This window comes from Streptomyces flaveus (genome assembly GCF_014647675.1).
GTDB classification, from domain to species: domain Bacteria; phylum Actinomycetota; class Actinomycetes; order Streptomycetales; family Streptomycetaceae; genus Streptomyces; species Streptomyces flaveus.
This window is the reverse complement of sequence record NZ_BMPQ01000029.1, coordinates 76,747-101,933: the sequence shown is the minus strand read 5'-3', so window position 1 is coordinate 101,933 and position 25,187 is coordinate 76,747. Positions and strand designations below refer to the sequence as shown.

At 67.9% G+C, this 25,187-nt stretch carries 34 protein-coding genes; 6 read left to right on the top strand and 28 right to left on the bottom strand.

Annotated elements, in window-relative coordinates; genetic code table 11:
* Positions 1-131: 131 nt before the first annotated feature.
* On the top strand, positions 132-737 hold the full coding sequence (locus tag IEZ21_RS37380; protein ID WP_189326270.1) for a DUF6461 domain-containing protein: 606 nt from the start codon (positions 132-134) through the stop codon (positions 735-737).
* Between the two features lie 317 nt (positions 738-1,054).
* On the opposite strand, the gene IEZ21_RS37375 is transcribed toward IEZ21_RS37380, so the two are convergent.
* Entirely contained in the window at positions 1,055-1,348 is a 294-nt protein-coding gene (locus IEZ21_RS37375) for a hypothetical protein (protein WP_189326269.1), read from the bottom strand.
* Positions 1,349-1,385: 37 nt separating this feature from the next.
* Here IEZ21_RS37375 and IEZ21_RS37370 point away from each other — a divergent pair, with 37 nt between their 5' ends.
* Positions 1,386-1,676, top strand: a complete 291-nt coding sequence (locus IEZ21_RS37370) for a hypothetical protein (RefSeq protein ID WP_189326268.1) — start codon at positions 1,386-1,388, stop codon at positions 1,674-1,676.
* Positions 1,677-1,696: 20 nt separating this feature from the next.
* Here IEZ21_RS37370 and IEZ21_RS37365 read toward each other — a convergent pair whose 3' ends face one another.
* From IEZ21_RS37365 to IEZ21_RS37280, 18 genes are all read right to left on the bottom strand, one after another.
* A complete protein-coding gene (locus IEZ21_RS37365; RefSeq protein ID WP_189326267.1) occupies positions 1,697-2,179 on the bottom strand; it encodes a hypothetical protein in 483 nt (160 codons plus the stop codon).
* Positions 2,180-2,296: 117 nt separating this feature from the next.
* Complete coding sequence (locus IEZ21_RS37360; protein ID WP_189326266.1) at positions 2,297-2,932, bottom strand: hypothetical protein; 636 nt, start codon at positions 2,930-2,932, stop codon at positions 2,297-2,299.
* Positions 2,929-3,324: a hypothetical protein gene (locus IEZ21_RS37355; protein ID WP_189326265.1), complete on the bottom strand. Its 396-nt coding sequence runs from the start codon at positions 3,322-3,324 to the stop codon at positions 2,929-2,931. The genes IEZ21_RS37360 and IEZ21_RS37355 overlap by 4 nt, the downstream gene beginning before the upstream one ends.
* A gap of 79 nt (positions 3,325-3,403) precedes the next feature.
* Positions 3,404-4,396, bottom strand: coding sequence for an N-6 DNA methylase (locus IEZ21_RS37350; RefSeq protein ID WP_189326264.1), 993 nt, complete (start codon positions 4,394-4,396; stop codon positions 3,404-3,406).
* Between the two features lie 7 nt (positions 4,397-4,403).
* Entirely contained in the window at positions 4,404-5,054 is a 651-nt protein-coding gene (locus IEZ21_RS37345; protein WP_189326263.1) for a hypothetical protein, read from the bottom strand.
* Positions 5,055-5,159: 105 nt separating this feature from the next.
* Positions 5,160-5,558, bottom strand: a complete 399-nt coding sequence (locus tag IEZ21_RS37340; RefSeq protein ID WP_189326262.1) for a hypothetical protein — start codon at positions 5,556-5,558, stop codon at positions 5,160-5,162.
* Entirely contained in the window at positions 5,558-5,929 is a 372-nt protein-coding gene (locus IEZ21_RS37335) for a hypothetical protein (protein WP_189326261.1), read from the bottom strand. The genes IEZ21_RS37340 and IEZ21_RS37335 overlap by 1 nt, the downstream gene beginning before the upstream one ends.
* A gap of 95 nt (positions 5,930-6,024) precedes the next feature.
* Positions 6,025-6,540, bottom strand: a complete 516-nt coding sequence (locus tag IEZ21_RS37330) for a hypothetical protein (RefSeq protein ID WP_189326260.1) — start codon at positions 6,538-6,540, stop codon at positions 6,025-6,027.
* A gap of 36 nt (positions 6,541-6,576) precedes the next feature.
* A complete protein-coding gene (locus IEZ21_RS37325) occupies positions 6,577-7,311 on the bottom strand; it encodes a hypothetical protein (protein ID WP_189326259.1) in 735 nt (244 codons plus the stop codon).
* Between the two features lie 34 nt (positions 7,312-7,345).
* The gene (locus tag IEZ21_RS37320; protein ID WP_189326258.1) at positions 7,346-8,122 is read right to left on the bottom strand and encodes a hypothetical protein; all 777 of its coding nucleotides are present in this window, start codon (positions 8,120-8,122) and stop codon (positions 7,346-7,348) included.
* Positions 8,123-8,153: 31 nt separating this feature from the next.
* Positions 8,154-8,837, bottom strand: a complete 684-nt coding sequence (locus tag IEZ21_RS37315; protein ID WP_189326257.1) for a SpoIIE family protein phosphatase — start codon at positions 8,835-8,837, stop codon at positions 8,154-8,156.
* Between the two features lie 110 nt (positions 8,838-8,947).
* Positions 8,948-9,628: a hypothetical protein gene (locus IEZ21_RS37310; RefSeq protein ID WP_189326256.1), complete on the bottom strand. Its 681-nt coding sequence runs from the start codon at positions 9,626-9,628 to the stop codon at positions 8,948-8,950.
* A gap of 28 nt (positions 9,629-9,656) precedes the next feature.
* A complete protein-coding gene (locus tag IEZ21_RS37305) occupies positions 9,657-9,974 on the bottom strand; it encodes a hypothetical protein (protein WP_189326255.1) in 318 nt (105 codons plus the stop codon).
* Positions 9,975-10,073: 99 nt separating this feature from the next.
* Complete coding sequence (locus IEZ21_RS37300; protein WP_189326254.1) at positions 10,074-10,343, bottom strand: hypothetical protein; 270 nt, start codon at positions 10,341-10,343, stop codon at positions 10,074-10,076.
* Positions 10,344-10,417: 74 nt separating this feature from the next.
* Complete coding sequence (locus IEZ21_RS37295) at positions 10,418-11,221, bottom strand: helix-turn-helix domain-containing protein (protein ID WP_189326253.1); 804 nt, start codon at positions 11,219-11,221, stop codon at positions 10,418-10,420.
* A 22-nt stretch (positions 11,222-11,243) separates the two neighbouring features.
* The gene (locus IEZ21_RS37290) at positions 11,244-12,320 is read right to left on the bottom strand and encodes a PD-(D/E)XK nuclease family protein (protein ID WP_189326252.1); all 1,077 of its coding nucleotides are present in this window, start codon (positions 12,318-12,320) and stop codon (positions 11,244-11,246) included.
* Positions 12,321-12,396: 76 nt separating this feature from the next.
* Entirely contained in the window at positions 12,397-13,599 is a 1,203-nt protein-coding gene (locus IEZ21_RS37285) for a recombinase RecT (protein ID WP_189326251.1), read from the bottom strand.
* Positions 13,600-13,679: 80 nt separating this feature from the next.
* Positions 13,680-14,090 (bottom strand): hypothetical protein, encoded by a 411-nt coding sequence (locus IEZ21_RS37280; RefSeq protein ID WP_189326250.1) that lies wholly within the window; start codon positions 14,088-14,090, stop codon positions 13,680-13,682.
* Between the two features lie 239 nt (positions 14,091-14,329).
* On the opposite strand from IEZ21_RS37280, the gene IEZ21_RS37275 reads away from it, so the two are divergent.
* Together IEZ21_RS37275 and IEZ21_RS37270 are read left to right on the top strand one after the other, a co-directional pair.
* The gene (locus IEZ21_RS37275) at positions 14,330-15,868 is read left to right on the top strand and encodes a restriction endonuclease fold toxin-2 domain-containing protein (RefSeq protein ID WP_189326249.1); all 1,539 of its coding nucleotides are present in this window, start codon (positions 14,330-14,332) and stop codon (positions 15,866-15,868) included.
* A gap of 41 nt (positions 15,869-15,909) precedes the next feature.
* Positions 15,910-16,356: a hypothetical protein gene (locus IEZ21_RS37270; protein WP_189326248.1), complete on the top strand. Its 447-nt coding sequence runs from the start codon at positions 15,910-15,912 to the stop codon at positions 16,354-16,356.
* Between the two features lie 92 nt (positions 16,357-16,448).
* On the opposite strand, the gene IEZ21_RS37265 is transcribed toward IEZ21_RS37270, so the two are convergent.
* Positions 16,449-17,099 carry a hypothetical protein gene (locus tag IEZ21_RS37265; RefSeq protein WP_189326247.1) on the bottom strand — a complete coding sequence of 217 codons (651 nt, stop codon included), beginning with the start codon at positions 17,097-17,099 and terminating at the stop codon, positions 16,449-16,451.
* 143 nt (positions 17,100-17,242) lie between these two features.
* On the opposite strand from IEZ21_RS37265, the gene IEZ21_RS37260 reads away from it, so the two are divergent.
* The gene (locus IEZ21_RS37260) at positions 17,243-17,707 is read left to right on the top strand and encodes a DUF4365 domain-containing protein (protein ID WP_189326246.1); all 465 of its coding nucleotides are present in this window, start codon (positions 17,243-17,245) and stop codon (positions 17,705-17,707) included.
* Between the two features lie 243 nt (positions 17,708-17,950).
* Entirely contained in the window at positions 17,951-18,364 is a 414-nt protein-coding gene (locus tag IEZ21_RS37255) for a hypothetical protein (protein WP_189326245.1), read from the top strand.
* Between the two features lie 3 nt (positions 18,365-18,367).
* On the opposite strand, the gene IEZ21_RS37250 is transcribed toward IEZ21_RS37255, so the two are convergent.
* The 8 genes from IEZ21_RS37250 to IEZ21_RS37215 form a co-directional block, all read right to left on the bottom strand.
* Entirely contained in the window at positions 18,368-18,565 is a 198-nt protein-coding gene (locus IEZ21_RS37250) for a hypothetical protein (RefSeq protein ID WP_189326244.1), read from the bottom strand.
* A 49-nt stretch (positions 18,566-18,614) separates the two neighbouring features.
* Positions 18,615-18,860: a hypothetical protein gene (locus IEZ21_RS37245; RefSeq protein ID WP_189326243.1), complete on the bottom strand. Its 246-nt coding sequence runs from the start codon at positions 18,858-18,860 to the stop codon at positions 18,615-18,617.
* A 17-nt stretch (positions 18,861-18,877) separates the two neighbouring features.
* Complete coding sequence (locus IEZ21_RS37240) at positions 18,878-19,144, bottom strand: hypothetical protein (RefSeq protein WP_189326242.1); 267 nt, start codon at positions 19,142-19,144, stop codon at positions 18,878-18,880.
* A gap of 27 nt (positions 19,145-19,171) precedes the next feature.
* Entirely contained in the window at positions 19,172-20,041 is an 870-nt protein-coding gene (locus tag IEZ21_RS37235) for a peptidoglycan-binding protein (RefSeq protein WP_189326241.1), read from the bottom strand.
* 248 nt (positions 20,042-20,289) lie between these two features.
* On the bottom strand, positions 20,290-20,778 hold the full coding sequence (locus IEZ21_RS48085; protein WP_246568532.1) for a DUF6023 family protein: 489 nt from the start codon (positions 20,776-20,778) through the stop codon (positions 20,290-20,292).
* Entirely contained in the window at positions 20,775-21,410 is a 636-nt protein-coding gene (locus tag IEZ21_RS37225; protein ID WP_246568530.1) for a hypothetical protein, read from the bottom strand. The genes IEZ21_RS48085 and IEZ21_RS37225 overlap by 4 nt, the downstream gene beginning before the upstream one ends.
* Positions 21,411-21,549: 139 nt before the next feature.
* A complete protein-coding gene (locus tag IEZ21_RS37220) occupies positions 21,550-22,881 on the bottom strand; it encodes a glycoside hydrolase family 6 protein (protein ID WP_189326240.1) in 1,332 nt (443 codons plus the stop codon).
* Positions 22,882-22,903: 22 nt separating this feature from the next.
* Positions 22,904-25,183 (bottom strand): hypothetical protein, encoded by a 2,280-nt coding sequence (locus IEZ21_RS37215; RefSeq protein ID WP_189326239.1) that lies wholly within the window; start codon positions 25,181-25,183, stop codon positions 22,904-22,906.
* Between the last annotated feature and the right edge of the window lie 4 nt (positions 25,184-25,187).

The window sequence follows — 25,187 nt, the reverse complement described above, 5'->3', positions numbered from 1 at the left end:
ACCTTCGCGGACGGGTTCGCTTTCTCGACTGCGCGGAGGTCGCCGACCCACAACCCCCGGTGGACGCACCTGACTTGGTGGCCAGGTGTGCCACTGCGCTGATGTCAGTGGCGCGTGGCACGATCCGCGGCATGACGAGTGAATCGACTGAGCGGGGCCGTGGTCTGGATCTCCTCCGGTATCACGACTTCCCCATCTACACGTTGACCTTCGCGCGGGAGCTGACGCCGGCCGAACTGCTGACGCGTATGGGGGTCATTCCCGAGACGGTGGCGATGCGCGATCTCCACGACATGTCGGACGACTTCGGGGAGGACATATTCGACGATGACGAGCCGGTGGTCAGCGCGGCAACGACGGGTGCGTGGACATGGGCCTGGGAGGAGGGAGGGATGCACGGACTGGACGAGCGGGTTCAGCGCAGCGTGTCCGTCGGGACTGAAGCGGTGGCGCTGCACCACAACGAGAAGCCGATGGACGTGTTCGCGTACACCGTCGACGGGGACTTGGTCTCGTACGTCAACACCCTGATGCCGATCGCTCTCGAGGGCAGCGATCCCGAGCGGCTGGGGGAGCAGATGCGGGCCGCGGGTCTAGTGCCTGGCGAATCGGCAGAGTTGTACGGCGTGCTGACGCTCGTGGAGAACGCCTTCGGGATCCGGCTCAGCGGGAAGCAGCTGATCGGTGAGCCTCGGCTCAGCGGGCAGCTTCGTCCTCTGTCTGACTGGCCGGTGTGATCGCGGTCGATGGCAAGCCGATGGGTGGTCCGGGACGTGAGTCTGTGCCGCCCACGACCGGGGCCAGAGTGCCCTGCGCCTGTTCGCGGTCACCGCGTTGGCGACGGTCGCCGTGACTGCCGTCGATGGGGCGAGTGGCGCCTGTCTGGTACATCCAGGTTTGCGAACGTCTTGCTGTCGCATAGATCCGGCCAATCTTTCGCGTGCTCGGCGTAGCCGGAGCCGTCCCAGAGGGAGCGCAGGAGCCCCTGCCCCGTAGGGGAGCCGCGTGAGGTGGAGCCTATGACGTGACGCTGTCGTTCAGTTGTCTCCTGGCTCTACGACTCCATCCATTTCCAGGTGATCTTCGTCGGGATGGCGGAGGGGCCGTACTCGTTCTGCGTCATCCGCTTGTCGCAGATCTTCAGGGAGAAGCTGCGCTCGCCGAAGGGGGCGATGCCCGCGGAGAAGTTCGTCGCAGGAAGGGCTACCTCCGCTTCCTGCGAGTCCTCGCCCTTGCTGTGGAGAGTGATCGTGTCCACCGCCGTGTCCGAACGGTTGGCGATGGTCACGTCGAGCTTGGCGCAGGACGCGCTGTACTCGATGTCGTTTTGCCAGTCGGAGATCTCCACAGTGCCCTGAGGAACGCGCGCTTTGGGAGGTGCTGCAGTGGTGAATGTGGGGCTAGCTGCCGCTTCGGCGGCTTTCGGAGTGGCGGTTGGGGTAGCGGTGACGGTGGCAGTTGTGGTGACCGTCACGGTGAGTGCGCTCTGGGTCTGGGATGTCGGAGCCGCCACGCTGGTCGACGTGGAATCGGAGGAGTCAGCGAGACCGACGATCAAGATGGCGGCGGAGATCGGGAGCGAGAGGCCGAGGCCGAATATCAGGGCGCTTCGCGTGCTCAGTGACGGCATAGATGGGTTCGCTCTCATTCCGACCGAGAAGGGCGCTGGACATTAGCACGCGCTGATCGTGGCGGGTCATGAGGCGATCGGGCTTGAGGAGGTGAGCGAGACGTATCCGCGACAGCCGCAATACTCGTAACACCGTGAGTCCTCGGGGGCGGCGGGCGGGACGCTTTGGTGGACTCCGCGTGCGTGGCCGCAGCCCGAGCGGGCGCAGGGTGGGTAGTGCTGGTTGTCGTGGCGGTAGGCGGAGAGGCCGACCTGGTGGATCGTCTTGCCGGTGCCGAGGGTGGGTTCGGTGTCGGTGTAGCAGCCGCCCCAGCCGCGGTCGTGGGTGAAGTGGAAGGTGCCGGCGAAGTCGAGTGCGCCGCAGCGTCCGCAGCGGTACTGGGGGCAGCCGTGCTCGTCGGGTGGGATGGGCTCGCCGGTGGAGCAGTCGATCTTCAGGGATTCGCGGTAGGCGGCGTCGCGGGCGGCTTGGGCGGTGCGTTCTGCTTCGCGGGCGGAGTTGCGGTTGAGGGCGGCTTGCTTCTCGCCGAAGAGATCCAGTTGTGTCATGGCAATTCTCTGTGTACTTAGCATGTGGCGGGTGCGGGGTGGGCTTGTGATGCGTCGTCCCGCACCCGGGGTGTTGATCAGTTACTTGTGACAGATCCGGTGGGCTGCGGCTTTCAGCTACGGTGCGGTGTCCATCGGGTTGGCGCGCCGTGGCCGGGCGGTGGTTGCGTTCTTCTTCGTCGGCTCGGTCTTCTTCACTGGCGTCGTCTTCCTCTTCTGGCCCTTTGCGGGTGGCTTCGAGGCGTCGGTGTCTTTCGCCGAAGTGGTGGGCGCGGTGGCTTTCTTGGTCGAGGTGGGACGCGAGGGTTTCTTGGGGAAGGCGCGCAGCGGCGGGAGCTTGCCGTCGAACGCCGGCAGGAGCCGGGTGCGGATATTTCGTGCGGTGGTTGCGGCGGGTGAGTTGTTGGTGAAGCAGACGCCGACGTTGTAGCGGATGCCGTCGGTCAGGTGCTTGAGGCTGTCGGTGTACGACGCGGCGTCGCCCTCGTCCTTGAACTCGCGGGGCGGTACGGCGAGGGCCCAGGTCTGGACTGCCTCGCCTCGCCAGAGGCGTTTGATGCCGATGCGGCGGCCGTCGGGGTGGGTGAGGAACGCGGTCCGGTCCGGGTGGGGTTCGCTGTCGGTGTCGACGGTCCAGCCGTCGCCGAGTCCCGTTGCGGTGGCGGTGACGAACTCGGCGAAGTCCGCGGGGATGACGCGCTGTTTCTTCGGGGCGCCGGATTCGTTCGGCGCGGTCGGCTTTGCTGGGCTCATGAGGCGCCCTTTTCGTTCGTGTCGCGGCAGGGAGCCGGGCTGGCCTTGGCGCAGATCTCCTGGGCTTCGGCCAGAGCGCTATCAGGCAAGGAGACGAGATGGTCGGTGGAGGTCACGCTCGCGAAAACCACCGGGCCGTGGAGGTCTTCGACGGGTCCTCCCAGGGAGTGGGAGAGCAGGCTGGCGTAGAGGTTCGGCTGGTGTCGGTCGCGGTTCTTGCCGCCGATGAGCACGATGGCGCCGTCCGGATGGTCGAGTCTGCGGATGACGGCGGGGGCGTCGAGGAGCGCTCGGCTGACGGTGCGGGCCTGGTCGCGTGGAGTGTCGCCGAGGGAGATCTCTCGCAATGCTCCGGTGATGTCGATGCGGATGGCGTGTGGTTGGTCGGTCATTTCCTTGGGGCCTTTCGGTTAGGTGGGGTCAGGCCGAGCGCCAGCCGGACTCGCGTTCCCCCGCCGTAGGAGACGGCGTTCACGCTGCGGCTCCCTCGATGAGGCGGTCGAGGGCGCTGAGCATGTGCCGTGCCTTGTGTTCGAAGCGGGCTTGTTCCACGACCGCGTTGCGGTGGCGGATGATCGCGGTGCGTTCCTTGAGGGCCTCGGCGAGGCCGGCGTCCTCGGTGGCGAGGGAGTCGCCGTGCCAGATGACGGTCTTGGGGCCGAGGTCCCAGATGATCGCGTTGACGGCGGCGCAGGCGGTGGCGAGGTGGTCGATGTCGTTGCCGAACCAGGCGTAGTCGTGGGGGTTGAGGGCGAGTTCGCGCATGCGTTGGGCGACGGAGCGGAACATGCCGCCGCTGCCGATGGCGGGTTCGCGTACGGACATGCCCGGTCCGCAGATGTCGTCGTCGACGAGGACGTGTGCCATCAGATCGGTGATGCAGGGCGGGGTGTGGTACTCGCCGCGCCACTTCTTGTCGCTCTTGTGGCGCAGGCCCGTGAGGAGGGGGCTGAGGATGTCCGCGCGGGAGCGCAGGTACGGGTCGTCCTCGGCGGTGATGTCGAGCAGGCCCGTGTTCACCGCGGCGTGCACCACGGCCTGGACGGCGCGTAGTTGATAGTCGTCCGGATTCTCCTCCACCCAGGCGTGGAGCGGGCGTGCGACCTCGATCAGGTCCGGGCGTACGGACCACTGGACGCCCCAGATCTCCCGCAGTAGTGGCGGGAAGTGGGCGGGTTCGAGGGTGAGCAGCCAGTCGGCGATTAGTGGTTCGCGGAAGAAGCAGAGTGCTGCGACGGTGCCGAGGGGGACATCCATGCGGTTGCCGCCGTAGGTGCTGAACCAGGCGGACATCACGTTCTCGGCGATCTTGTTGGCGTGTTGGTAGGGGTCGCGGGGTGCTGCGTACTTCCTGCGACGCCGGGGGACCGGGGCCGGGGTGGGCTTGGCGGCCTGCACCTCGCGATGTCTGGCGCGCTCCTCGAGCTTCTGCTCCACCTCGCCGAACAGGTCGAACTGGACCATTGCCGGGTCACCGCCCCGCCGTCTCGGCGGCTGGTGTGTCCGCCGGTGCGAACGGGTGTGGTGGGGCGTCCGTGGGAGCGGGTACGGGGCCCGCCTGGAGGATCGCCGTGGCGCGGTCGGCGCGCTGGATGTAGTAGGCGTGGTCCTCGCGGAGGCGCCGCATGCGGTCTTCGTGCTGGGCGATGAGTCCGCCGTACCGGTGCAGGGAGTGGGGTGCGCAGTGGTGTTCGTGAGCGCGGCGGAGCTCCGGGACCCAGGGCTGGGCGAGCCAATGGCGGGCCAGGGTGGAGACGATGGCGGAGGTCCGGCGGGCGGTGCCCTTCGGGGCACGTACGAGGGCGCTAATGATGAGTCGGTACGGGCGGAGCCGCAGGCCGCCCGCGACGAGGGCGGCGCGGGTGAAGCACTCGGTGCCCGCGAGCGTGACACCGAAGAGGGATGGAGCCTCGTCCATCTGGAAGCCGGCCGGGCCGGTGCCGTACGCGACCTGGAGGATCTCCTCCATGGGGTCCTGGTCGGGTTCGGGGTGGCGGTCGGGGTCCCAGCCGAGGGTGAAGGCGCCGATACCGGTGACGCGGTAGACGGCTTGTCCTGTGTCGAAGTCTGCGAACTCGGCGACCTCGAGGGCTGATCCACTGCCGATGGTGAAGGTGAACACAGGGGTGCCTTTCTGCTGGTTCAGGCATGGGTGGGGTAGGGGGCCGGCCTCTGCTGCGGGGCGCGGCCCCCTGCTGTGCTGTGCTGTGGTGTGGAGGGGCCGGGGCTATCCGCTGTGCTCGGCGCGCCAGCCGTTGGCGTACGAGCCGATCTCCTCGGCGAGGGGTTCGAGGGACATGTCGCCGGGCGGCTCGCCCTCGTCGGTGGTGGTGTCGTAGATGACCTTGGCCGTGCCGTACGTGTTGTCGACGTGCACGGCCTTCCAGCCGCCGAGCTCGCTGCGGTCGTCGTGCCAGGGGAGCGAGTCGCGGCCCGCGATCGCGATGTACTGCTCGCCGTCGGCGGTGAGTTGGACGGTGATGTTCAGCTCGTTGCCGGGCCAGTCCACGCCGACGTCTGTGCAGTGCTGTTCGAGAGCCTCGATGACGTCGGCGTACAGGGCGCGGGCCTTCTCCTCGTCGGCGTGGCGCAGGAGTTGGACGGCGCTGAGGTAGTGGAGGGCCATCACTCGTTCTCCGTGAGCTCGTCCAGGTCGGGGACGTGGTCGGCGCAGACCAGGGAGAGGGGTTCGCCGTCGTGCGGGAGGTCCAGGTCGATGTCCTGGCTCTTGCGGCACAGCAGGCAGGCGAGGGAGACCGTGCGGAGCATGCGCAGGGCCTTGACGGGCGTGTTGGCGGGGAGGTGCAGCGGCTCGTCGCGGCCGTGGACGGTGAGGTTGAGGAGGGTGAGGTCGGCGGAGAGACCGGTCTTCTTGACGTGGGCCACGGTGAGTGGGGTGCTGGGTGCGTCGGGGAAGGCGAACACGTCGCCGGGGCGCAGCTCGTGGGCGTACACGGGTCTGGTGAAGCCGAGGGTGACCACGGCGTGACCGTTCATGCTGAGTGCTCTCTTTCCGTTGTAGGCACGGGAGTTGGGTGTTGTCGGCGGCCGTCTCGCACACGGCGCCGGTGGTGGTGCGGTTACTGGTTCGGCTACTCGTCGATCAGGTGCACGGGGCCGTCGAGCTGCCCGCGGTCGAGTGCTTCGGCGATGTGCGGAGGAACGCGGGGCACCTGCGTGGCGTGGAGGGTGAGCTCGCCGCTCGCGAAGTCGATGACGACGGTGCCGTCCGGGTCGACGTCGGTGACGCGTCCGTAGAGCGGCAACTCAGGGTGTTTGACCCACTCGTGGACGGCGACGGGTGGCAGATGGAGTGGGCACAGGCCGTGGTCGCGCAGGGAGAGGTGCGGGGCCGACGGGTGCCAGCAGGGTTCTCCGTCGGGGCGTGGGTGTTCGCAGCCGCGGGCGATGTGGCCGTAGCCGTCGCAGCGGATCAGTACGGGGCCGGGCCACGGTTCTCGGGCTCGTACGACGGCGAAGGTGACGGCGCCACGCGGGCCCTGGTCGTGGTGGGCGACGTACTCGATGGTCAGGCCGATCGCCGTGGGCCAGGTCTTCAGCACGTTCGCCGCGATGGTCTGGGCGTGCACGGCGGGGACGGAAGGCACGGCTGGCTGTCTCTGAATGAGCAGGGACATGACACATCACTCTCCGCGCGTGTTCGTCTGGGTGAGAGGGAGCAGGAGAAGCGCCGTGTGCGTCGCCGGGCCCCCGACCCGTACGAGGTGCTGGGCGCGCAGGTGCGGCAGGGCCTGGATCTGCAGGGCGAGTGCCGAGATCTGCCGCTCGGTCTCCTTGGGCCACAGCGAGTCTTCGCCGCCGGACGGCGTGGGCCCGGCGATCAGGTCGATGCTGAGCTCCGTGACGTCCGCGTGCGTGACGTTGAGGACCCGGCACTTGTCGCCGCTGAATTCGACCGTGACCAGCCCGGCTTCCGGATGGTGCGCTCGTACGAGCTCGGCAAGCCGTGCAACCCGGTCGGCAGGTGGAAGGTCGAGGACCCAGCGCCGGTCTGGTCTTGGATCGGGTCGTACGGTGCTCCATGCCGCCGAGTGCAGTCCGGCGAGCGCGTCGCTCAGGTCGTCGGCGAGTTCGTCCAGGTCGAGGGCGGCGGTGTTGCCGTCCTGGCGTACGTCGAGGAGCAGTTCCTCCGTACCGCTGTGGTGCGTGGTCCACAGGGCGTGCAGTTGGATCGTCCGGTCGTGCGGGGAGTGGTCAAAGGTGAGGTGCGTCGTCTCCGGGTACGCCTCGACGATGAGCGCGGCGACGTGGTCGAGGACGGCGATCTCGTAGTGGGCGTGTGCCTCGTTGAAGGCGTCGACGGCGAGCTTGCGGTGACGTAGGGCTGTGGCGGTCCTGGATGCCGCTGTGTTGGTCATTAGGGATGTGTCCTTCCGGGACTGGGTGATCGGGTCAGGAACGGGTCGCCTCGGTGGAGTCCGGCTCGCGGTACGGGAAGACCAGCTGCCACAGGTGCCCCTCGTGGTCCGAGGTGAAGTCCGCGCACGGGGTGAGGTGTCGGCTGCGCAGGTGCGGCAGGGCGTAGAGCTGGCCGAGGAGGTGAGCGAGTTCGTGGGAGACGTCGTGCGGCCACGGGCTGTCGTCGGTCTCCGGCAAGCAGCGCGGGCACGGGATGCTGACCGTCTTGCCGCCGCTGAGCGTGAGCTGCTCGAAGCCGACCGCGATGCCGCCGTGGTCCGCTTCGAAGCGGCAGATCAGCGATTCGGCGTCGGGGATGTGGCGGCGGACGATTTCGGCGACGGTGGCGGCGCGGTCGGCCGGCGGGAGGACGACCCAGCGTCGGCGATTGCGGTGCTCGTAGAGGGGGTGCGGCTGGACGACTCCCCAGCGCTGGAGCAAGGAGTGGGACAGGATCCTGCCGAGGTCCTCAACAAGTTCGTCCAGGTCCAGCGGCCCGTCCTGCCAGTCGTCCGAGGCTCCGTTGTGCGGGCCGTACAAGAGGCGGCAGGTGTCGCGTCCGGGTTCCTGGGCACTCCAGATGCCATGGAGTTCGGCGTCGCCGGGCGTGTGGAGACTGACCTCCAGGTACGCGGCTTCGGGATGGGCGAGGCGTACGCGGGCGGCGATGTCGTCGTGGAGCGCGAGGAAGAGTGTCTCGCCCGCTTGGACGTAGGCGGCTGCGAGTTCGGGGATCGGGAGCTCGGTGGGGCGAAGCTGCTTGTCGTTCAAGGGAGTTACCTCCTGAAGGGGCGTGGGGTGGTCAGGGAGTGCGGCGCAGGACGACGGCCGTCGCGTTGTCGGGGCCGTTGATGCCGGCCGTACCGGCGAGGAGTTCGGCGCCCTCGGTGGGGTCGTCGTACTGGAGGGCGGCGATGATCGTCCGGTCGGTGACGCTCTGGCTGACGCCGTCGGTGCACAGCAGGACGCCGACGGTGCTGCAGGCGGGTAGGGACGTGGTCACGAACTCGTGGCGCGCGACGGTGCGCGTGACCTTGCGGTCGTACAGCGGCAGCGGGCCGCGCTTGCCGGTGTGGCGGCGGATGCGCTCACCGAGCGAGTGGTCGTACGTGGCTCGCTGGAGCTGCTCTTCGGTGGTGAGGACGTAGGCGCGGCACACCCCTGCCCAGGCGATCTGGACGCGGCTGTGGGAAGGGTCGAACAGCGCGGTGATGATGGACGCGTCTGCGGCGATCCTGCTGGCGGCGAGCTGGTTGCGGGCTTGGACGCAGCCGGTCTCGGGCGTCGCGGCGAGCGCTGCGCGGGCGGCCTCCTCGGCGGTCAGGTCGGCCGCTTTGGCGGCCGCGGGTGTGTCGCCGATGCCGTCGGTCACGGCGACGGCGATACGTCCGGTGGCCTGATCGCCTGCGATGGCGAACGCGTCCGCCTGGACCTCGCGGCGGCCTTGGCGTTGTGCGCCGCCTACGAACCAGGGTGTTCGGGACATGGCTGGACTCCCTTGCGTATGACAGGGGTTGGATAGGGATGTGGATGGCCCGCCCGGGGCCGAGCACCGCTCGAACCGGCGCACGGCCCTCGGGCAGGTGCCGTGTGCTGCTACAGCGCGCCAGCCGCGGTCAGCGGGGCGGCGGCGGTGACGAACTGCGGGCAGGAGCCGAAGCGTTCGTGCAGCGTGTGCTCCTGCTCCCACTGGCCGCAGCGGACGCAGCCGGGCTGGGCGCGTCCCGGTGCGGGGCGGGCGACGTACACGCCGCGCAGGTCGCCGTCGGTAAAGACGACGATGCCGGTGGCCTCTTCGAGGCATGCCGCGCCCTGGCGGCGTGCGGTGGCCTCGCGCAGGGTGCGGCGCAGCAGGATTCCGGACCAGTCGAAGCCGGTGCAGTGGCCGTGCTGCGGGTCCTCGTACGTCACGCGGTACGCGGGGAACGTTGCCTCGGCGGGGTCGGTGATGGGGCGGGCCCAGAACTGGACGGGCCGGTCGTCCTCGCGGGTCTCGGGTGCGGGGGCGACGGCGGCGACGATGCGCATGATCACGTCGCCGTCGGGGAGACCGGCGTGATGGGCCGCGCGGGTGCACAGTTCCTGGAAGCCGGAGACGCCGTAAGCGGCGAGCCACCGGTCGGGGGTCAGCTCTCCGCCGAAGTTGGCGCGGTAGTCGGCGCGGTCGCGGCGTTGCACGGCGGCGATGACGCTGACCACGCGGTCGATGACGGCCGGGGCGATGCCGTACTTGGCGGCTTCGGCGTGCAGTAACTGTTCCCGGTTGGGCTGGTCCACTTCGCTTTCTCCTTACGTCAGGCGTGGGCTACGGGAGGATGGGTGGCGGGGTGAAGTGCGCGGCCGCGGTGCCGTGCAGGACGTTCAGGCGCGCCGAGAGGCGCCGGCCGAGGGTGCGTACGTGCATGGCGACGCCGCTCTCGTCGGTGACGGACTCCAGGCACCAGCGGCGGTGGCCGTCGTCGAGCGTGAACTCGTACAGCTCGCCGGGGCGGGTGCCGCGCAGCGTCAGGACGCGTACGGGTCTGCCGTCCGGGCCGGTTCGGAGGGTGGGCGGGCCCTGGATGCGGGCGGCGATGACTATCGCGACGATGTCGGCCAGGGGGATGCTGCTCGTGCTGCTCATCGGTTTCCTCGTGCTCTGGTTGGGGCGCCCGCTCGGGGCGCCAAGGGTCGTTCGTCTGTCACAACACATGTCACGGGCGCGGGAGAACGCCGTACGCGGTCAGATGTCCCGGTACAGGTCCGGACGGCCGGTGACCTCGCGCAGGGCGCAGACGAGGAGACGGCCAGCGCCTTCGACGCCGAGGACGTCGGTGATGAACCGCACCGGAGTGACCGCGCGGCCGAGCGTCTCGCCGTAGGCGCGGGCCAGGGCTTCGCCGCTTGCGCGCGCCTGCTTCTGGGCCTGCGCGAACTGCTCAGCGGTGACGCCCTGGTCGGCAAGCCTGGCGGTAAGCGCCCGCCGTTCATCGGGGGTGAGATGTCGGAACACCGGTCGAATCCTCCAAGTCGGGATGGGCCGATTAGCAATGTTGATAACATTTTATCAACATTGATCAACTGTCGTCAAGTGTTCTTTATTTCGGGTCGTGGCCTACCCACGCTCTGACCTCGACCTTTCCTGACGCCCTCACGCGCGGCCCGTCTCAGGCCATCCAGAGCACCCCGAGCCTTGAGCTCCGCCGCGCGGGCACGGTGGGCCCGGTCCTCCTCGAACCACCGGCGGTCCCGGTCGCGGACTCGCTCGTCCTTCTCGAGCTTCTGCTGAGCCGCAGCGGCGGCGCGACGGGCACGTGGACTGGTGCCGCAGCCACGGCAGTTGGCAGCTGGAGCATCGGGATGGGCTGCGCAGCCGCCGGTCCCGTCGCGACGGTCACCGTCCGCCGGGGGTAGGGGGGTGTTTCTCTGGTGGTTCTCTGACGGTTCCCCGGCCAAAGTGGCCGGTTCCCCCGCTGGTTCTGGCCGCTGGTCAGACTGGCCGGTGGCCGATTTGGCCGCTTGCTTCGCCCGCCCTCCGCCGCCTTTCTTCCCGCCCTTCTTGCCCTCCGGTGCCGCCGCGCCGGGACCGGCGGCCGTAGAGCCCGACGATGGTGGTGTCTGCGGGCGCGGGGCATGGATCGTGTAGCGGTTGCTGGTGCGGCGCCCGTCCGAGAACCGGGCGTGCGACGCGATGAAGCCCTGCTCCTCCAGCCACTCAAGGTGCCGACGGACCGTGCGCTCGCCTTGGCTCGTCTTCGCCGCCAGGGTGGCCTGCCCGGGGAAGCAGGACCACGACTCGTCGGCGAAGTCGCACAGCGCCAGCAAGACCAGCTTCGCGCCCGGCTTGGAGATGTCCTGCCGGAACGCCCAGGCCATGGCCTCGATACTCAACTGCCCTCCTCCTCTTCCGTGGTCAGGAGGTCTCGGGCAGCCGCGTGACACCGATGGTGCGGGAGGTACGACCGCCAGGCTTCAGCGGGACGTCGAAGCCGAGGTCCTCGAGGATGCGCTGCATCGCAGCGGCGTCGGGCTCGGGCGGGCGCGGGTTGCCTCCGGACCAAGAGAGCTGGAAGTTGCCGTAGGTGCCGGCGTCAGCGGCGTCCAGCATCTTGCGGGCCTTGGCCTTGCGCTTCTTCGCGGCGCTTTCAATTTCGGCGGCGTCGGCGTACGCGCTCAGGGCATCGGTGACGGCCGCGGTGTCCTCGGCGAGGATCGTCTGCGGGGCGCGGCCGTCGTCCGCGAGCTCGTTGAGTTGCCAACAGGTGGTTTTGAAGGGGCAGTTGTCGCAGATGACCGACAAGCCGGGGCCGTCGAGGTCGCGCGGCATGGCCTCGGGCTCCGGACTGTCGAGGACGTCCTCGGCCCAGGCGAGCGCCTGCCGCGTGACGTCCTCGTCGTACGCGCGCTGGTGGACGATGACCTGCCCGTACTCGCGCCCGACGTAGCGCAGCCGTACGACGTCGACCTCCAGGGGTTTCCCGGTCGGCAGGTGCGGGTGCTCGGTGAGGCCGCCGGTGCGCAACAGATGGGCGTACAGGTGGACTTGGAACCACTCGTGCTGGCTCGGCCCCTGACGTGCGACGACGTCAAGCGCGCGGGTGGACTTGGTCTTGACGTCCTCGACGACGCCGGGGACCTGTCCGCTCGGCGTCCAGTAGGCGTCGGCATGGCCGAGGATCACGCCGTTGGTGAGCTCCAGTTCGGTGTGGGCGCCGTACTGCTCGGCCAGCACGCGCAGGATGCCCTCGTGCAGCCAGGTGCCGAGGATCGCGGCGTGCATGGTGTCGTCGAGGTCGGTCGGCCAGGTGCCGTGCACCTCGTACGCGGCGCGGCGTCTGCACAGGCCGATGGAGGACGGGCCGAGCTGTCGTTGCCGGGAACGGGGCCGGGAGCGGTCGTCGCGATGTGCTCCCTTCCAAAGGTCGGGGACCGGAACTGTGCTGGCGTCGACGGACGTATCGGTGGACGCGTCGAAGGTGTCGGTGGGCATGAGTTCTCGCACTCTGTCGGGCCCGAGCCGGGCTCTGTCGGGAAGACGACCCGCTCCAACGGCGGGCCGGACATGGCTACTTCGCGGCGCGCGCCGAGGTGCCGCGCGTCTTCGTGGCGCGGGCGGTCGCCTTCTTGGCCGCCACCGTCTTCTTCGCGGTCTTCGTGGCCGGAGCCGCCTTGCGCGCCGACCCTTTTCTGCGGGCGGGGGCTTCGGAGGCTGAGGTGCCGTCCGAATCGCCGTCCGTGATGTCGGCGGTGGAGGCGAGGGCGTCGGCGAGCTCGCCCAACTGCTCGGCGCTGGCGTCCTGGAACGAGACCTCGAAGTCGTCGAAGCAACGGTCGTTGACGGCGTCAAAGCCCAGACCGAGCTGCTGCGCGGCCTTCTGGACGCGGATTCTGGCCTCTTCCAGCTGGTCGCGTTCATACTCCAGCGAGGCCCTACGGTCCTCGGCACTGCCGGCGGCTACGGATGACTCGGCGGCCTCCGGGGCGCGCTGCGCTTCCCCCGCCGTTTCCGCTTCCGCGTCACTGCTCGGCTCCGCCGATTCAACAAGCTCGCCGTCCACAACACCGGCGGCTGACTGGCCAGTTGACGACGCCTTCGGCCGCTGCGCCTGCTCCTTCGCAGGCTGAAGACGAGCCACTGCCGCCTTCACACTCTCGCGGAACTCAGCGACGTCGGCGGCGTGCATCTCCTCGTCCACGTGCAGCCCGGACAGGTCCGCCGGGCAGGCACGACGCAGGGCGAGCGCCTCGGCGACCTTGCTCAACTGGCTGGCGGGCATCTGCGGCCACAGCCCGCCGAGCTTGTACTCCTGCGCCTCGTAGTCCCACACCTTCGGCGCGTACTCCCGCCAGTGGGCGACGGCGGGAAACCGGGAGTCCCCACGCCAGACGACGACCCGGCACGCGGCCGGCGGCTCATCGCGCAGCCATACCGCGTACTCCCCGCCCTCGGCGTCGTACCAGACGAAGTCCTCGTACGCGATGGACTGCCCGGCCCGGTCGGCGGCCCGGCGCGCGATGAGCCGGTAGCCGTCGATGCCGGTCTGGATGGTCCAGCGGATCTCACCGCGCGACTTGCGCTTGATCATGTAGATCTGCCGGCCGAACGGATCGAGCCCGGACGCCTTGCAGTAGTGGAAGAAGATCCCCAGCTGCGCCGGACTGGCTTCCACCAGATCCGGGAACGCCGCGCGCAGCGCGCGTAACTGCTGGTCCTCAAACGCTTTCTGGTCCTCACGGATCGCGAGCCAGGTGACCGGGGTATCGGTCACGTCCCCTCCAAGCATCTCGCCCCTTAAATGGCGTTCAATTGCTGCAACACATGGTGCAATCAATTGAAGTTGATAAAAATCTATTTCAAGTGATCCCTGGCGTCAAGTGCGAGATAATTCTCAGCGCCACTCGTACGCAGGCTGCGCAACTGGAACACGCCCGCCCACTCCGGATGCCGCGCGCACAGCAGGCGCGCGTAGCGCGAGGTGTAGTTGTTGTTCAGCCTGAAGGGCTCGCCGCCCTCGAGGTATGGCGACGACCAGCGCAGATGCTCGAACAGGGCCTTGATCCCGATCTGCCCGCCACCCTCCGCGACCCATTGTGCGGCGAGCTCTTCCAGCGCTTCGAGGATCCATGGGTGCGAGGCATGGAACGCCGCGAAGCGTTCGTCGAGCGACGACCTGTTGGGCGACGGCCCATCACGAAGCTGGATCTGCTCGCCTTCTGACATGTCGAGCGGAAGTTGAGGTTGTCGATACATGCGCGTCACTCCAAGCAGTTCAACACTGTCTGAACACATGTCGAGCCGTCATCCTAGAGGTAACGACTCCGATGCGCGCCAGGTGAGCGAGCATCAATGCGCGGACATTCGCGGTGGAGACCCAAGATGTGCGGCTGAGTTCGCCCAGGAGCTCATCGCGTGCCACAGGTCAATGCCCCCACGGGGGCTCCCATTCGCAACCGTGTACGGTCCCCTGAGTGCGTGTCATGGCTTCACGGGGAGGAACGTTGGATCTTCAGCATCAGACCGCGAACTTCGTCAACGCATCGTGGTCCATGGTGCGGCTACGCGACTTGATCTACGACATGCTGAGCCTGCTCTCCACGGAACTCAGCGATAACGGGGGCATGGCAGGCGACGGCGCGGCGGGCCGGGCTTTCGCCACCGTGTACAAGGAAGCCGTGAAGACGGTCTTCGACAAGGCCGGGTTCGCCCATCAGGTGATGGCCAGTGGCGCGGGCGCGCTACTCAAGTCGTCCGAGGAGTTCCTGAAGCGGGAAAGCAAGATCGCGGCAGAGCTCCTTGAGAAAAGCCCGCAAGGTCCGGGAATCGGTGCACAACCGGCGGGCCCTGACTGCACCCCGCGGGCCAGCCACAACGCCGAAGACCTCCCCGAGGTCGTCGGCGAGACCAGCGGCTTTGACCAGTACCTCTTCAACGAGCGTTTCCTCGGGCAACCGGACAAACTTCGCGCCGTGGCCAAGACCTGGCGGAGCGCGGCCAGGATCCTTGATGACGCGTACTGGGATTCCGACACCGCGTGGAGGACCGCCAACCTCGACCAGGTCGGTGAGACGGCCAACGCGGTCGAGGGGTTCTTCAGGAAGTTCGTCGGCAAGAACCCGCCGCCCGGTGAGGTGGGCGAGGACGAGACCCTCATGGCGAACCTGCCCACCGCCTGCAAGATGATCGCCAACGCCTGCGACGCCTACGCCGATCACGTCGAAACTGCCAAGCAGCGGCTGCCCATGGACTCGAACCCGATCACCGGCGAGTTCCTCCTGCCCTGGGAGCAGCCGAGGTTCGGAGGGGACGGCCACGACGGCGGTCTGCACGACCTCATTGCGGGCGACATGCGGATCGCTGCCCTTGGCAAGATCCCACACGCTCTGGACAGCTCCAAGTCCAAAGTGAAGATGCCGCAGCCGGACAACGACAGTCTCCTGCCCGGCCTGCCCCCGTTCCTGGCTCCCCTCATCCGCGTCCCGACCCTGGTCCCGGTCGCCTACCGCCCGGCTAACGGCCCGCGCGTCCAGCCGATATCCCCCGCCACACCACCCGATCCGCGCTTTCCACCGCTCATGCCCGGAGAGCAGCAGAACTTCCAGACCTGGTTGAACTCCCTACGCCAGGGCGACGTCTCGGGCGGCAGGCCGGCCGAGGTCGCCTACCAGAAGCGTGTGGCCGGTTATCCCGAGTATGAAGTCCACATCCCACCCGGGCACAGCGTGAACAACACCCTGATGGTGGACGGATTCCGTGATCTCGACGGCATGGCGATCGAGGCAAAGTACGTCAACAAGCCGGACCAGCGCTGCTACCGCTCGCTCGAAGAACTCCGCGAGAACCACGAGTCGGGGAAGAAGGACTTCCTCTACCGGTCGGACCGCGACGAGCTCAAGAAGTACGCCGCTGCGCTCGACGACCCGCGGAACACGGAGATGCGCGGGGTCGAAACCGTCACGAACAACCAGGACTCAGTTCAGTACTGGCGCATCATGATGGCCGCCTACGGCGTCAAAGGCCACGCCCGCTACGTTCCCTGACCAAAGCCACCGCTACGCCGCACAGGAAGCACCACGCCACGATGGAACCGGACGAGATCGCAGAACTCCGCACCATGTACGTCTTCACCCCACCGGACGGACAGAGCTGGGGCCTGACGTACGAGGACCTGGAATCCAAGCTGCGGGAGCGGAACCCCGACGAGTTCATCCGCATCGACGAGGGCTTCGACGGGCCGGTCAGCGGCTCGTCGATGCACTTCGGGATCACCCTGGACGAGGAACAGCTGGAGGGCATGGCCCTCCTGTCGCCCGAAGGCGTGTCCGTCAAAGACTGCACCGTCGGCTCGGCGGCCAGATTCGCCGTGTGGCTCAGGAACAACGTGGTGCCGGAGGGCATGGCCGTCATGTTCAACACAGAGTGGGGCCTGGAGGCCGAACTGCCGGACACACCCGTCCCGGACGCCACGCGCCCCCGGATCGCCGCTGCGTTCATGGAGCATCTAGTGGAGACAGGCGACCTCGACTGACAGCATTGCGTACGAAGGGCGACGGGACACCTCGCTCCGACCGCTGCCGCTTCGCCGGCGTGACCGGACGGAGCGGGCGGTGGCCGGTCGCCCTACCGCTTGGGTCGTACGGTCAGGGAGAGCCCGGAGTCCAACAGCTCCGCCGCGAACGCCGCCACATCCTGAGCGGTGTGCTCGCCCGGCCTGAACGTCCGCGCCTCCGGCAGTGGCGGAGGGGTCGGTTTCGGCTCGGCGGACGGCTTCCGCCCGCGGGGCTTGATCTGCTCGCGCTCGCCCGCTCGGATCCGGTCGATGCCCTCCTGCACAATGGCTCGGCCACGCTGCTCGGCGTCCTGCAGCACGGTGTCCAGGAGCCATAGAGGTGAGCCGGAGATCATGGCGTCCTCGGGTACGAAGCTGCGGCGGACTCGCCATTGGTAGACGTCCATGTACTTCTTGCCGAAGATCCAGGGGATCTCCTTCAGCCCGACGATCGGCGGCAGGTCAGCGGAGTCGTTCGCGGTGTACCCGTCGGCGATCCCGGCCTTGTACTCCTTGAGGCGCTCCGGGGAGACCTCCCGCGCCCCGTCCTCGGCGAGGCCAAGGACCGTCGGGAGCAGCCAGTACGGGTTGCCGGAGATGACGATGTCCGGCTCGCCGAGGACACCGCGGGTCTTCCACAGCTGCGACGTCTGCCGTTCGACTTCGTAGAGGGAGGCGATCTCCCCGTGTCCCAGGAGGTAGGGGAACCGCTTCACTGCCACCTTGCCACCTTCACTCGGCTGATAAATGCAACTTGATGGGTCAAGCCTAATTGGCGGAGTGCCGAGTGGGCGCCCGCGTCACGGTTGCACGGCAGCTGATGGGATCCTGGGCCAGGTCCTCGACAGGGCCACATGATGGCGCGATGGACGGCTCTCGTGTACTTCCTCAAGGCCACTGGCAGAACTGTGACAAGCAGGCACTCGGTGCCGCAGGCGAACTGATCGCGGCCGCCCAGTGCGCGCTGCTCGGCCACCAGGTCTACCGACCCGTCGCCGACGACCGTGGCATCGACCTCCTGATCGACCTGGGCGCAGGCCGCCACATCGAGGTGCAGGTCAAGGCCGTCCGGCCTCCCCAAGGCTCCTACACCTTCATGCCCAAGAAGCACTTCCCGCTCGAGCCCTACCGCGCGGTCCTGCTCATCGTCTTCCCCCCGGATGCAGACCAGCCGAGCCTGTTCCTGATCCCGGCGCCTGCCTGGGCGAATGCGAGCAGCCCGCTCACGTCGTACAAGGAGGAGTACGGGATCAACATCAACGCGAAGTGGCGTGACCAGCTGGCGCCCTGGGAGTTCCGCGCCCAGCTCGCCGCCCTCACCGTTGGCTGATGACCGGACGGCGATCGCTGCTTGCCGCGTCCGTCACCAGGGTCATACGCTGAGCTCCTCTTTCCTTTGTGGAACGGCGCCCCGGGATCTGACTCGCACTCTGCCCGGGGCGCTGCCATGCGACGTGCTGTAGGGGGTCGGGTGGCGTCTCAACACGCCGACATGCCAGCGGAGTTTGAGGCTTTCCCCTTGCCGGTTGCCGACGTCACGGTGTCGCGACGTGTCACGGGCAGCTCGGCATATGTGACCGTAGCCATCACCCTGGCCCTGGCGCCCTTCGTCCAAGCGGTCGCCGCAGCGATGGGCAGCAAGCTCGCTGACACCATCGACACAAGCGCACGCGAAGCAGTAGGACGCCTGCTGCAGCGGGTACGGCAGCAGGCGGAGCTCCCGCCGCCCGATCCGCTGTTCCATACACAGTTCAGCGTGGCCCTGACAGACGAGGAGTCTGGCGTTCGCGTACTCCTCGCCGATGATCTGCCCGCCGAGGCCGTCGCCCAGTTGCTCAGGATGGGGCGTACCGGGACGCGGGAGATCCGGGGATCTGTGGTGTGGCTTCCGGAAGGTGCGCGGGACGGGCGCTGGTACGTGGAGTCCGAGGGGAAGCTCACGTGGGCGTGGGATCCCGTCGATCTCGGTTGGACTTCCGTTCCGTAGCGATCAGAAGTTGTGCAGCAGAAACCAGACGGCGACGCTCGTCCAAGTGACTGCGAAAGCCGCGCGACCCGGACGGGCGTGGACGCGGAACCAGGCGCGCACGCGCTCGGAGAAGGTGTTGCCGTCTTCGATGTCCACCAGGGTGAACAGTTCGTACGCGAAGCCGAGCATCAACAGGTTGGCCCAGAACAGGTCGGGCATAGTTGATCCGATCTCCTTGTTCTTTGTGAAGGTCTGTAATCCGGCGCCGTCAGCGGCCCATTGCCGACCAGATGGCGACGCCGAGCGCAGCAAGGCCGGTCAGCGTGCTGATGGTGGGGAGCGGCCACCGGGTGCGTTCGAGGGCGGTGACGCGGGCGTCCAGCTCCTCGACGGCCTTGTCGATCTGGTCGGATCGCTGGACCAGGAGGGCGAGTTGGCCGTCGATGCGCGCGAGCCCGACTTCAAGGGCGCGGCGGAGTGCGGCGAGCTCCAGGGCGATCTCTCCGTCGGGCATGGCGGCTGCTCCGGTGGTCAGTTCAGGGTGGTGGAGGCGGGGTCGGTTCTGGCGGGGAGCCACGACGCCGTACCGGCGCGGCCGAGGAGGGAGCCGACGGCTCCCTTGACCACGGCGAGGCCGGCAGGGATCGCGGCGATGGCCGCCGACTCGAGGGCGGACAGGGTGATGACGTTGGTCGTGCCGGAGGCGAGGAGGAGGCCGAGGAACGCCTCGACATACGTAAGGACGGTGCGCTCGGCGATGTCGGCGGCGAGCTTGGGCGCGCTGTTGATGGTGGCCATGGGGCAGAGATCCTCTCGGGGCGTGGGTCAGGACTTGGGGACGCGGAGCTTGGCCCAGCTCGTGGGGCCCGGGATACCGTCGGCGTCGTCGCCGGAGTAGCGGAGCTTGCACTGCCAGGCGGCGTAGGAACGGCGGTCGGCCTCGGTCCAGGTGGGGCCGGGGCCCTTGGCGTACTTGCCGCAGCCCTCGGCGACCAGGCGCTTGCCCATCGCGGTGATCAGGGTGGAGCGGCGGCCGGTGCGGAAGTAGTCGGCGCCGGGGAAGGGTGCGTACTCCGGCTCGTCGTCCGGGTCCGGGTCTGACTTGGTGTTCAGGAGCCCGGCAACTGCCGTACGGAAGCCATCCATCGCGATGCCCGAGGGGTCCGGCTTGCCGGGCTGCCACTCCTTGTGCGCGATGACCGAGCGCGCCGTCCAGCCGTGCACCCGGCACAGAGCGGCGCTGACCTTGTGCATGGCGTCCAGCTGGGCTGCGGGCCATGCCTGTCCGCCGCCGGTGTTGATGCACTCGAAGCCGTAAAAGTGCGGATTGCCGTCGGTGTTGGCTTCGTTGTCCGGTGGCAGGGGCTTCTCAGCGATGACGGCCTTGAGGACCTCGTCGTCTCCGGAACCGGCGTGGTTGGCGCGGCCGTAGCCAACGAGGTGGACGGTGCCGGAGCGGTCGATGACGCCGTGGCACAGCGGGCCGGGCAGAGAGGTGTAGCCGGTGCGGCAGAGCTCCACCATGCCGGCTTCCGTGGAGTACGGACCGGTGTGGTGGATCATGACGCCGTGGACCGGGCCCCAGGCGCCCTTGTGGTTGCGGTTATGGGTGCGCCAGTTGCCGTGTTCGAGAACGCGGACGCCGGACTTCTTGAGGACGGCCAGGAACTGGTCTGCGGACAGTGGCTGGGCCACGTCGGACGCTTTCTCCCCCGCGCCTCCGTGTGCGCTGCTCGCCAGGAGCCACCTGACGGTCCCTCTTGTGCTTTACCGGCGTACTCGAGCGTGATGGAGGGGCATCTCGATCGAGTGGCGCAGCCTACCCTTCGGAAGGAAGCATCCGCACCTGCGACGGTGCGCCAGACGCCTGCTCTGGGATTGGGCATGCGCAGACTGAGCGCCCTCCAGAGGTCATGCTGGAGGGCGCTCAGTTGTGGTCTGGCTCAGATTGCGTCGATCTGCCAGGCGATTACGCCGGTCGATCCCTTGGTGCCGTCGACGTCGATGCGAATCGGCTTTTGTGCGGTGATCCGCTGCTTTACCACTGACTGATCGCAGGGCACGGTGGTCTCCGTGCCGGTGCTCGCCGGGGTGAATGCCAACTGCGCGCTTCCGCTGCCGAAGCACACCAGGTTGAGCGTGTAGGTCTTGCCCTTGCTCAGGGTGGGCTCGGTGTGGATTCCGTCGGTCACACGTTCCGCTCCGGCCTCGACCATCGTTCCGCTGTGGACGTCGGAGAGAGCCGCCTGAGCCTGTTTGGTGAGCCTTTTCTCCAACGCCCCCGGAGCCGTTGGCGAGGCGCTCGGCGTCGGCGAGGAAGAAGAGTCGGCGGCGTTGTCATCCCCGCTGCCGGAACTGCACGAAGTGAGCAGCAGCGCTGATGCCGCTGCGACGCATCCGGCCAGCCAAGCCCGCGAGCTCACATTGGTCATGTCGAGGTTTCCCAGTACTTCCAGCCGGTCTCGGAGGTGGGAAGCGTGGCCTTACCCCTGCCGATTTCGACGCCGTCGCAGCCGTTGCCGCTGGCCCGGTACTTCTTCCACGTCAGCTTGTATCCCCACGAACCGTACTGCAGGTGGCCGTACTTGTTCCTTTTGATGTCGTGGGTGTAGTTGTGGCCAGTGGTGACGGTCACGCTGCCAGTGATTTTGGTGCTGACCGTAGCCTTGGCCTTGGAAATGATCGCATTCGACTCCCACTCGATCGAGCCCGAGATTTCGAGGCTGACGGTGCCACTCTTGGTCACGGACACCATCATCGTTCCGCCCGGACCGTCCTTGAATTTGGTGCCGTTCCACCACGACGGAATGTGGTACGCCTTCTTCGACGTGATGAGGTACCACGTCGACGGACCGTCACACCGGAGCGGCTTCACCCCCTCGTGAACCGGCTGATCGGTGTCGTCCTCCCAGCCCTGTCTGTCGTTGATTTCCGTTGTCTGGTCGGCAGAAACGGCCGGGACGTCGGCCGCTTCCTCAGCGGCAGCAGTACCCGCAGTCCCGAAGCAGAAAAGCAATGCAGTTGTGGCAGCGCCGGTCGCAGCGCGCCGTGAACTGATGCCCATGTAACACCTTCCGGTGGACCGCCCCCGTGGCGATCAAGTACCTGGACAGTAGGTGCAGGTCATGCACGCAACAAGAGCATGATCAAAACCCTGAGGAGAACTTGAGGAAAGTTCAACTTTTCCTTGACACTGCTACGGGCTACCAGCCGTCGATCAGACGCTCCGCCAAATACGGCGAGAAGGTTCCCGCTGAGATGCCTTCGCCGATGCCGCATGAGCCGTCCGAGTCGCCCGGGACCTTGATCCAGAGAAGGTAATCGGCGCCGCCGACTCCGATCGAACTGGGGACGCCCAGGCGGCGGCCAGCCGGGTTGCACCAATCGACGTGCTGGCCCTCTGCGTTCATCGCGCCGTTGCCGTTGCGGGAGGTGTCCACGACGAAGCCGGTTCCGGGGAGGCCGAGGCGGGCCAGTTCGGTGGTGATCTGGGTGGCGTAGGTGCAGCAGACGTCGACTGCGTCGAAGTTCGCGACGTTCACCGCGAAGCCGCGGACGTGGGCGACTCCTGCGTCCCGCAGGAGGGTGGCCATCTCGGCGGGGCGGATCCAGGTGGCGTTGCCGCCGTCCAGGTAGACCGTGGTCGCGGGGAGGGCGCCGAGGGCCTCGGCGGCGTACGCGATCAGTGCGGTGCGTTCGGTGCGGGCCGTGTCCGTGGGGAGGTTGCCGAGTTGGGCGAGGGAGTCCGGTTCGACGATGACCAGGGCGGGGCGGTCGGCGATGCCGGCCGTGGCCGCGTCGATCCAGGCTCGGTATGCCTCCGGGGAAGGGGCTCCGCCGGAGCTCTGACCGCCGTTGTCGCGGTTGTGAATGTTGTAGAGGGTGATGATCGGGAGTTGACCCTTGGCGGCTGCGGCCCCGACGTAGGCGTCGAGGTCCGTCTTGATGTCCTTGTTCCAGTCGCCGAACCAGCGGGCGCCTGGGCGGCGGACCAGGGAGCGGTCGATCTTCTTCGCGCGGGGGTCGTCCCGGTTGGCGGTGAGCCACTTCGCCGCGTTCGAGTTCGGGTCGACGTAGAAGCCCTCGTCGGCGGTCGAGCAGGTCAGGCGGATCTCGGTGAGGTGGACGGTGACTGCGGTGGACTGGCCGAACTGGAAGGAGAGTTGGCCCGTTGCCGTGTCCAAGGTCGAGGTGAAGGGGAGCGTGAAGCAGGTGTCCGCGGTGCCGAGTGTCAGCGTCTTGTCGAGCGCCGGGGTCCATGGAGCGGCGCCGAGTCCGACTTGGGCGCGGAGGGTGGTGCCGGGCTGGCTGGCTCGGGCCGTGAAGGACAGGGTGTAGCGGCAGCCGGGTCTGAGGAGGAGGTTGTCCTGGCCGAGCAGGGCGTCCCAGAGGTTGGTCGCGTCTGTGGTGGCGGTGGCCTCCAGGCCGGTGCCGGGTGCGGTCACGGTGATATACGTCGGGTCGCCGGTCCACCAGCCTGTCGTTCCGGCCGTGAAGCTGCCGTTCGTGATCAGGTCCCCGTAGAGGGCGGGCACCTCTTCTCCCTTCGTTGGGCGGTCACTTGGTGTACGTGACGCGGAGCTTGGGCGAGTACGTCTGACCCACGCCGCGGGCGCGGCCGTAGTACGTGCGGCTGGTGGTGTTGGGGTCCAGGGCGATGCCTCGCCACTTTGTCGAGTCGAAGACCGAGGTGATGTCGACCCACTTGCCCTGGTTGCGGGACCAGTTGATGCTCTTCGCCTCGGTGTCGCAGGAGAACTTCTTGGGGCGGGTGGCGTGTGAGTGGGCGCGGATGACGGCCGTGCCGCCGGCTGCGTAGTACCAGTGCTCGAAGTAGAGGTAGATCTCCGCCTTCTGGATCGTCGCTCCGGAGAGGTCCGTGGCGAGTTGGGCGGGGAAGCCGATCAGGCTCGCCTGGATGCCGTTGTTGGAGCTGTAGTAGCCCTGCAGGCAACTGTTTCCGTAGTACGCGTTGTAGCCGGAGCGGTTCGCGTACGAGCCGGACCACGACGCCGCGTACGTCTTGGTGTACGTGCGTGCGGGCGGGGCGCTGGTGTCGCCTCCGGTGTTGTAGCCGCCGGTTTCCGGTACGTGGGCGCCGATGTCCTCGACGTACAGGACGCCGGGGCTGTTGGCGGCGCCGTACAGGTCGACGTACTGGCCGTCGGGGCCGTACTCGTTCTTGAAGGTGATCAGGAGGCGGTGCAGGCCCGCGCCGAGTGTGGTGCCGGATCGGATGAGTTCAAGGCGTACGCGGCTGGAGTTGCCGATGGCCAAGTGGTGGGTGGCCAGCTGGAGTTGGGGGGAGGTGATGGTGGGGGCTTCGGGGCCTCCGTCGCGTAGGCGGAGCTGTAGTTCTCCTCCGGCGGCGGATGGGTTGGCGATGGCGTCGAAGATGATCCGGTACATGCGGGTCGTGTCCGCTTCGAAGGCGAGCTCGACGAAGCCGTACTCACTGCCGGTCGTGCGGACGGAGGTTGTTTGGTAGTCGATCGCGATCAGGCCGCGGGCCTGCGCGCCGAGCAGGGCCGTTACCGGGTCGCCGCCGACCGTCAGTTCGCCTGCGACCGCGAGGTCGGCGAAACCGGCGTTTCCGTTGGTGTCGATGGTCGCGACCGCTTGGCCGCCGCTGCGCAGGGTCAGGTACTGCGGGGTGCCGGTGACCAGGGATACGGCCGGTTCGCCGGTCTCGTCGTACAGGCGTAGGCCGTCGGGGCCGAGTTCGGCGCGGGCGCCGCCGACCACGCGGCCGAAGATGGTGTGGGCCTCGGCGTTGTCGAAGACCGCCCAGCCGGTCGTGGCGGCGGATGCCTCCAAGGCGAGTACGGCCTGGGTGGTGCCCTGCGGGGCAGCCACCTGGCCGGTGATGCGCTGCCACATGCCTGGTGCCGGGTTCGGCTTCTCCACGACGCCATAGCCGAAGACCGTTCCGGCCGCGTTCTCCCAGCGGGCGAGGATCTTCACGGCCTGGGCGTCGAGGTCGTCGGAGACCAGGACGTCGACTGCGAGGTACAGCTGGGCGCCGGCCAGCACGGGCACAGTGGCCAGCGGCAGTGTGAAGTACGTTGCCTCGTCCGCGAGGCAGTCCACGCGGACCCCTACTCCGGTGCGGTTGCCGCGGGCCAGGGACCAGGGCGCTCCGGCCGCGGCGACCGCGCCCGCGATCACCGCGCCCTCGAAGCCCGGGTCCGGGATCAGGTTCGTGCCCTGGCCCACCGCGATCTGCTCCGGGGTGACCGAGCCGACCGCCAGGTGGGGTGTGGTGATGGCGCCCACGGCCACATGGCCTTGTTGGATGACGCTGTTGCCCAGGTCGGCGGAGGCAGCTCGACGGGCCGCCGTCTGGACTGCGGCCGAGACGGTGCTTGGCGTACCGGAGGTGTTCACCGCGATCAGGCGGACCCAGAGGTCGCCGTAGTAGTTCGTGGCGATCGTGACCGAAGCGCCTGACGCGGCTTCGATCGTCGCGGCGGGCCACATCATGTCGGGTTCGGTCGTCGGCGATTTCAGGAGGTGGACCTGTATGCGGGACAGGTCCAGCGGAGCGGCGTCCGTGTCGGCGAAGGTGCCGTCCCAGGTGATGCGCAGGCCATTGAGGACCGGTTCCACCTGGGCTGCGGAGGGGGCGGGCGGAGGCGGACCGTTAACCGGGTTAATACCGGTGGTTCCGTCCGACTGTTGGCCGATGATGGCGCGGAGCGAGCCGCCGGCGTCGTACACCTCGACCGCTCCGTCCTCGATGGAGGAGTACGCGAGCCGGGAGGTTCGGGTCTGCTGGGTGAGGCGGCGCTCGAGGGCGGCGATGCGGGCGGCCAGCCGCGCCAAGTCGTTGGCCATCGCG

Coding starts and splice junctions, on each gene's coding strand:
- IEZ21_RS37335 (WP_189326261.1), bottom strand. CDS start 5,929: ATGAACGGTCACGCCGTGGTCACCCTCGGCTTCACCAGACCCGTGTAC.
- IEZ21_RS37350 (WP_189326264.1), bottom strand. CDS start 4,396: ATGGTCCAGTTCGACCTGTTCGGCGAGGTGGAGCAGAAGCTCGAGGAG.
- IEZ21_RS37355 (WP_189326265.1), bottom strand. CDS start 3,324: ATGACCGACCAACCACACGCCATCCGCATCGACATCACCGGAGCATTG.
- IEZ21_RS37290 (WP_189326252.1), bottom strand. CDS start 12,320: ATGCCCACCGACACCTTCGACGCGTCCACCGATACGTCCGTCGACGCC.
- IEZ21_RS37215 (WP_189326239.1), bottom strand. CDS start 25,183: ATGGCCAACGACTTGGCGCGGCTGGCCGCCCGCATCGCCGCCCTCGAG.
- IEZ21_RS37250 (WP_189326244.1), bottom strand. CDS start 18,565: ATGCCCGACCTGTTCTGGGCCAACCTGTTGATGCTCGGCTTCGCGTAC.
- IEZ21_RS37270 (WP_189326248.1), top strand. CDS start 15,910: ATGGAACCGGACGAGATCGCAGAACTCCGCACCATGTACGTCTTCACC.
- IEZ21_RS37360 (WP_189326266.1), bottom strand. CDS start 2,932: ATGAGCCCAGCAAAGCCGACCGCGCCGAACGAATCCGGCGCCCCGAAG.
- IEZ21_RS37225 (WP_246568530.1), bottom strand. CDS start 21,410: ATGGGCATCAGTTCACGGCGCGCTGCGACCGGCGCTGCCACAACTGCA.
- IEZ21_RS37380 (WP_189326270.1), top strand. CDS start 132: ATGACGAGTGAATCGACTGAGCGGGGCCGTGGTCTGGATCTCCTCCGG.
- IEZ21_RS37340 (WP_189326262.1), bottom strand. CDS start 5,558: ATGGCCCTCCACTACCTCAGCGCCGTCCAACTCCTGCGCCACGCCGAC.
- IEZ21_RS37240 (WP_189326242.1), bottom strand. CDS start 19,144: ATGGCCACCATCAACAGCGCGCCCAAGCTCGCCGCCGACATCGCCGAG.
- IEZ21_RS37260 (WP_189326246.1), top strand. CDS start 17,243: ATGGACGGCTCTCGTGTACTTCCTCAAGGCCACTGGCAGAACTGTGAC.
- IEZ21_RS37245 (WP_189326243.1), bottom strand. CDS start 18,860: ATGCCCGACGGAGAGATCGCCCTGGAGCTCGCCGCACTCCGCCGCGCC.
- IEZ21_RS37365 (WP_189326267.1), bottom strand. CDS start 2,179: ATGACACAACTGGATCTCTTCGGCGAGAAGCAAGCCGCCCTCAACCGC.
- IEZ21_RS37325 (WP_189326259.1), bottom strand. CDS start 7,311: ATGACCAACACAGCGGCATCCAGGACCGCCACAGCCCTACGTCACCGC.
- IEZ21_RS37305 (WP_189326255.1), bottom strand. CDS start 9,974: ATGAGCAGCACGAGCAGCATCCCCCTGGCCGACATCGTCGCGATAGTC.
- IEZ21_RS37315 (WP_189326257.1), bottom strand. CDS start 8,837: ATGTCCCGAACACCCTGGTTCGTAGGCGGCGCACAACGCCAAGGCCGC.
- IEZ21_RS48085 (WP_246568532.1), bottom strand. CDS start 20,778: ATGACCAATGTGAGCTCGCGGGCTTGGCTGGCCGGATGCGTCGCAGCG.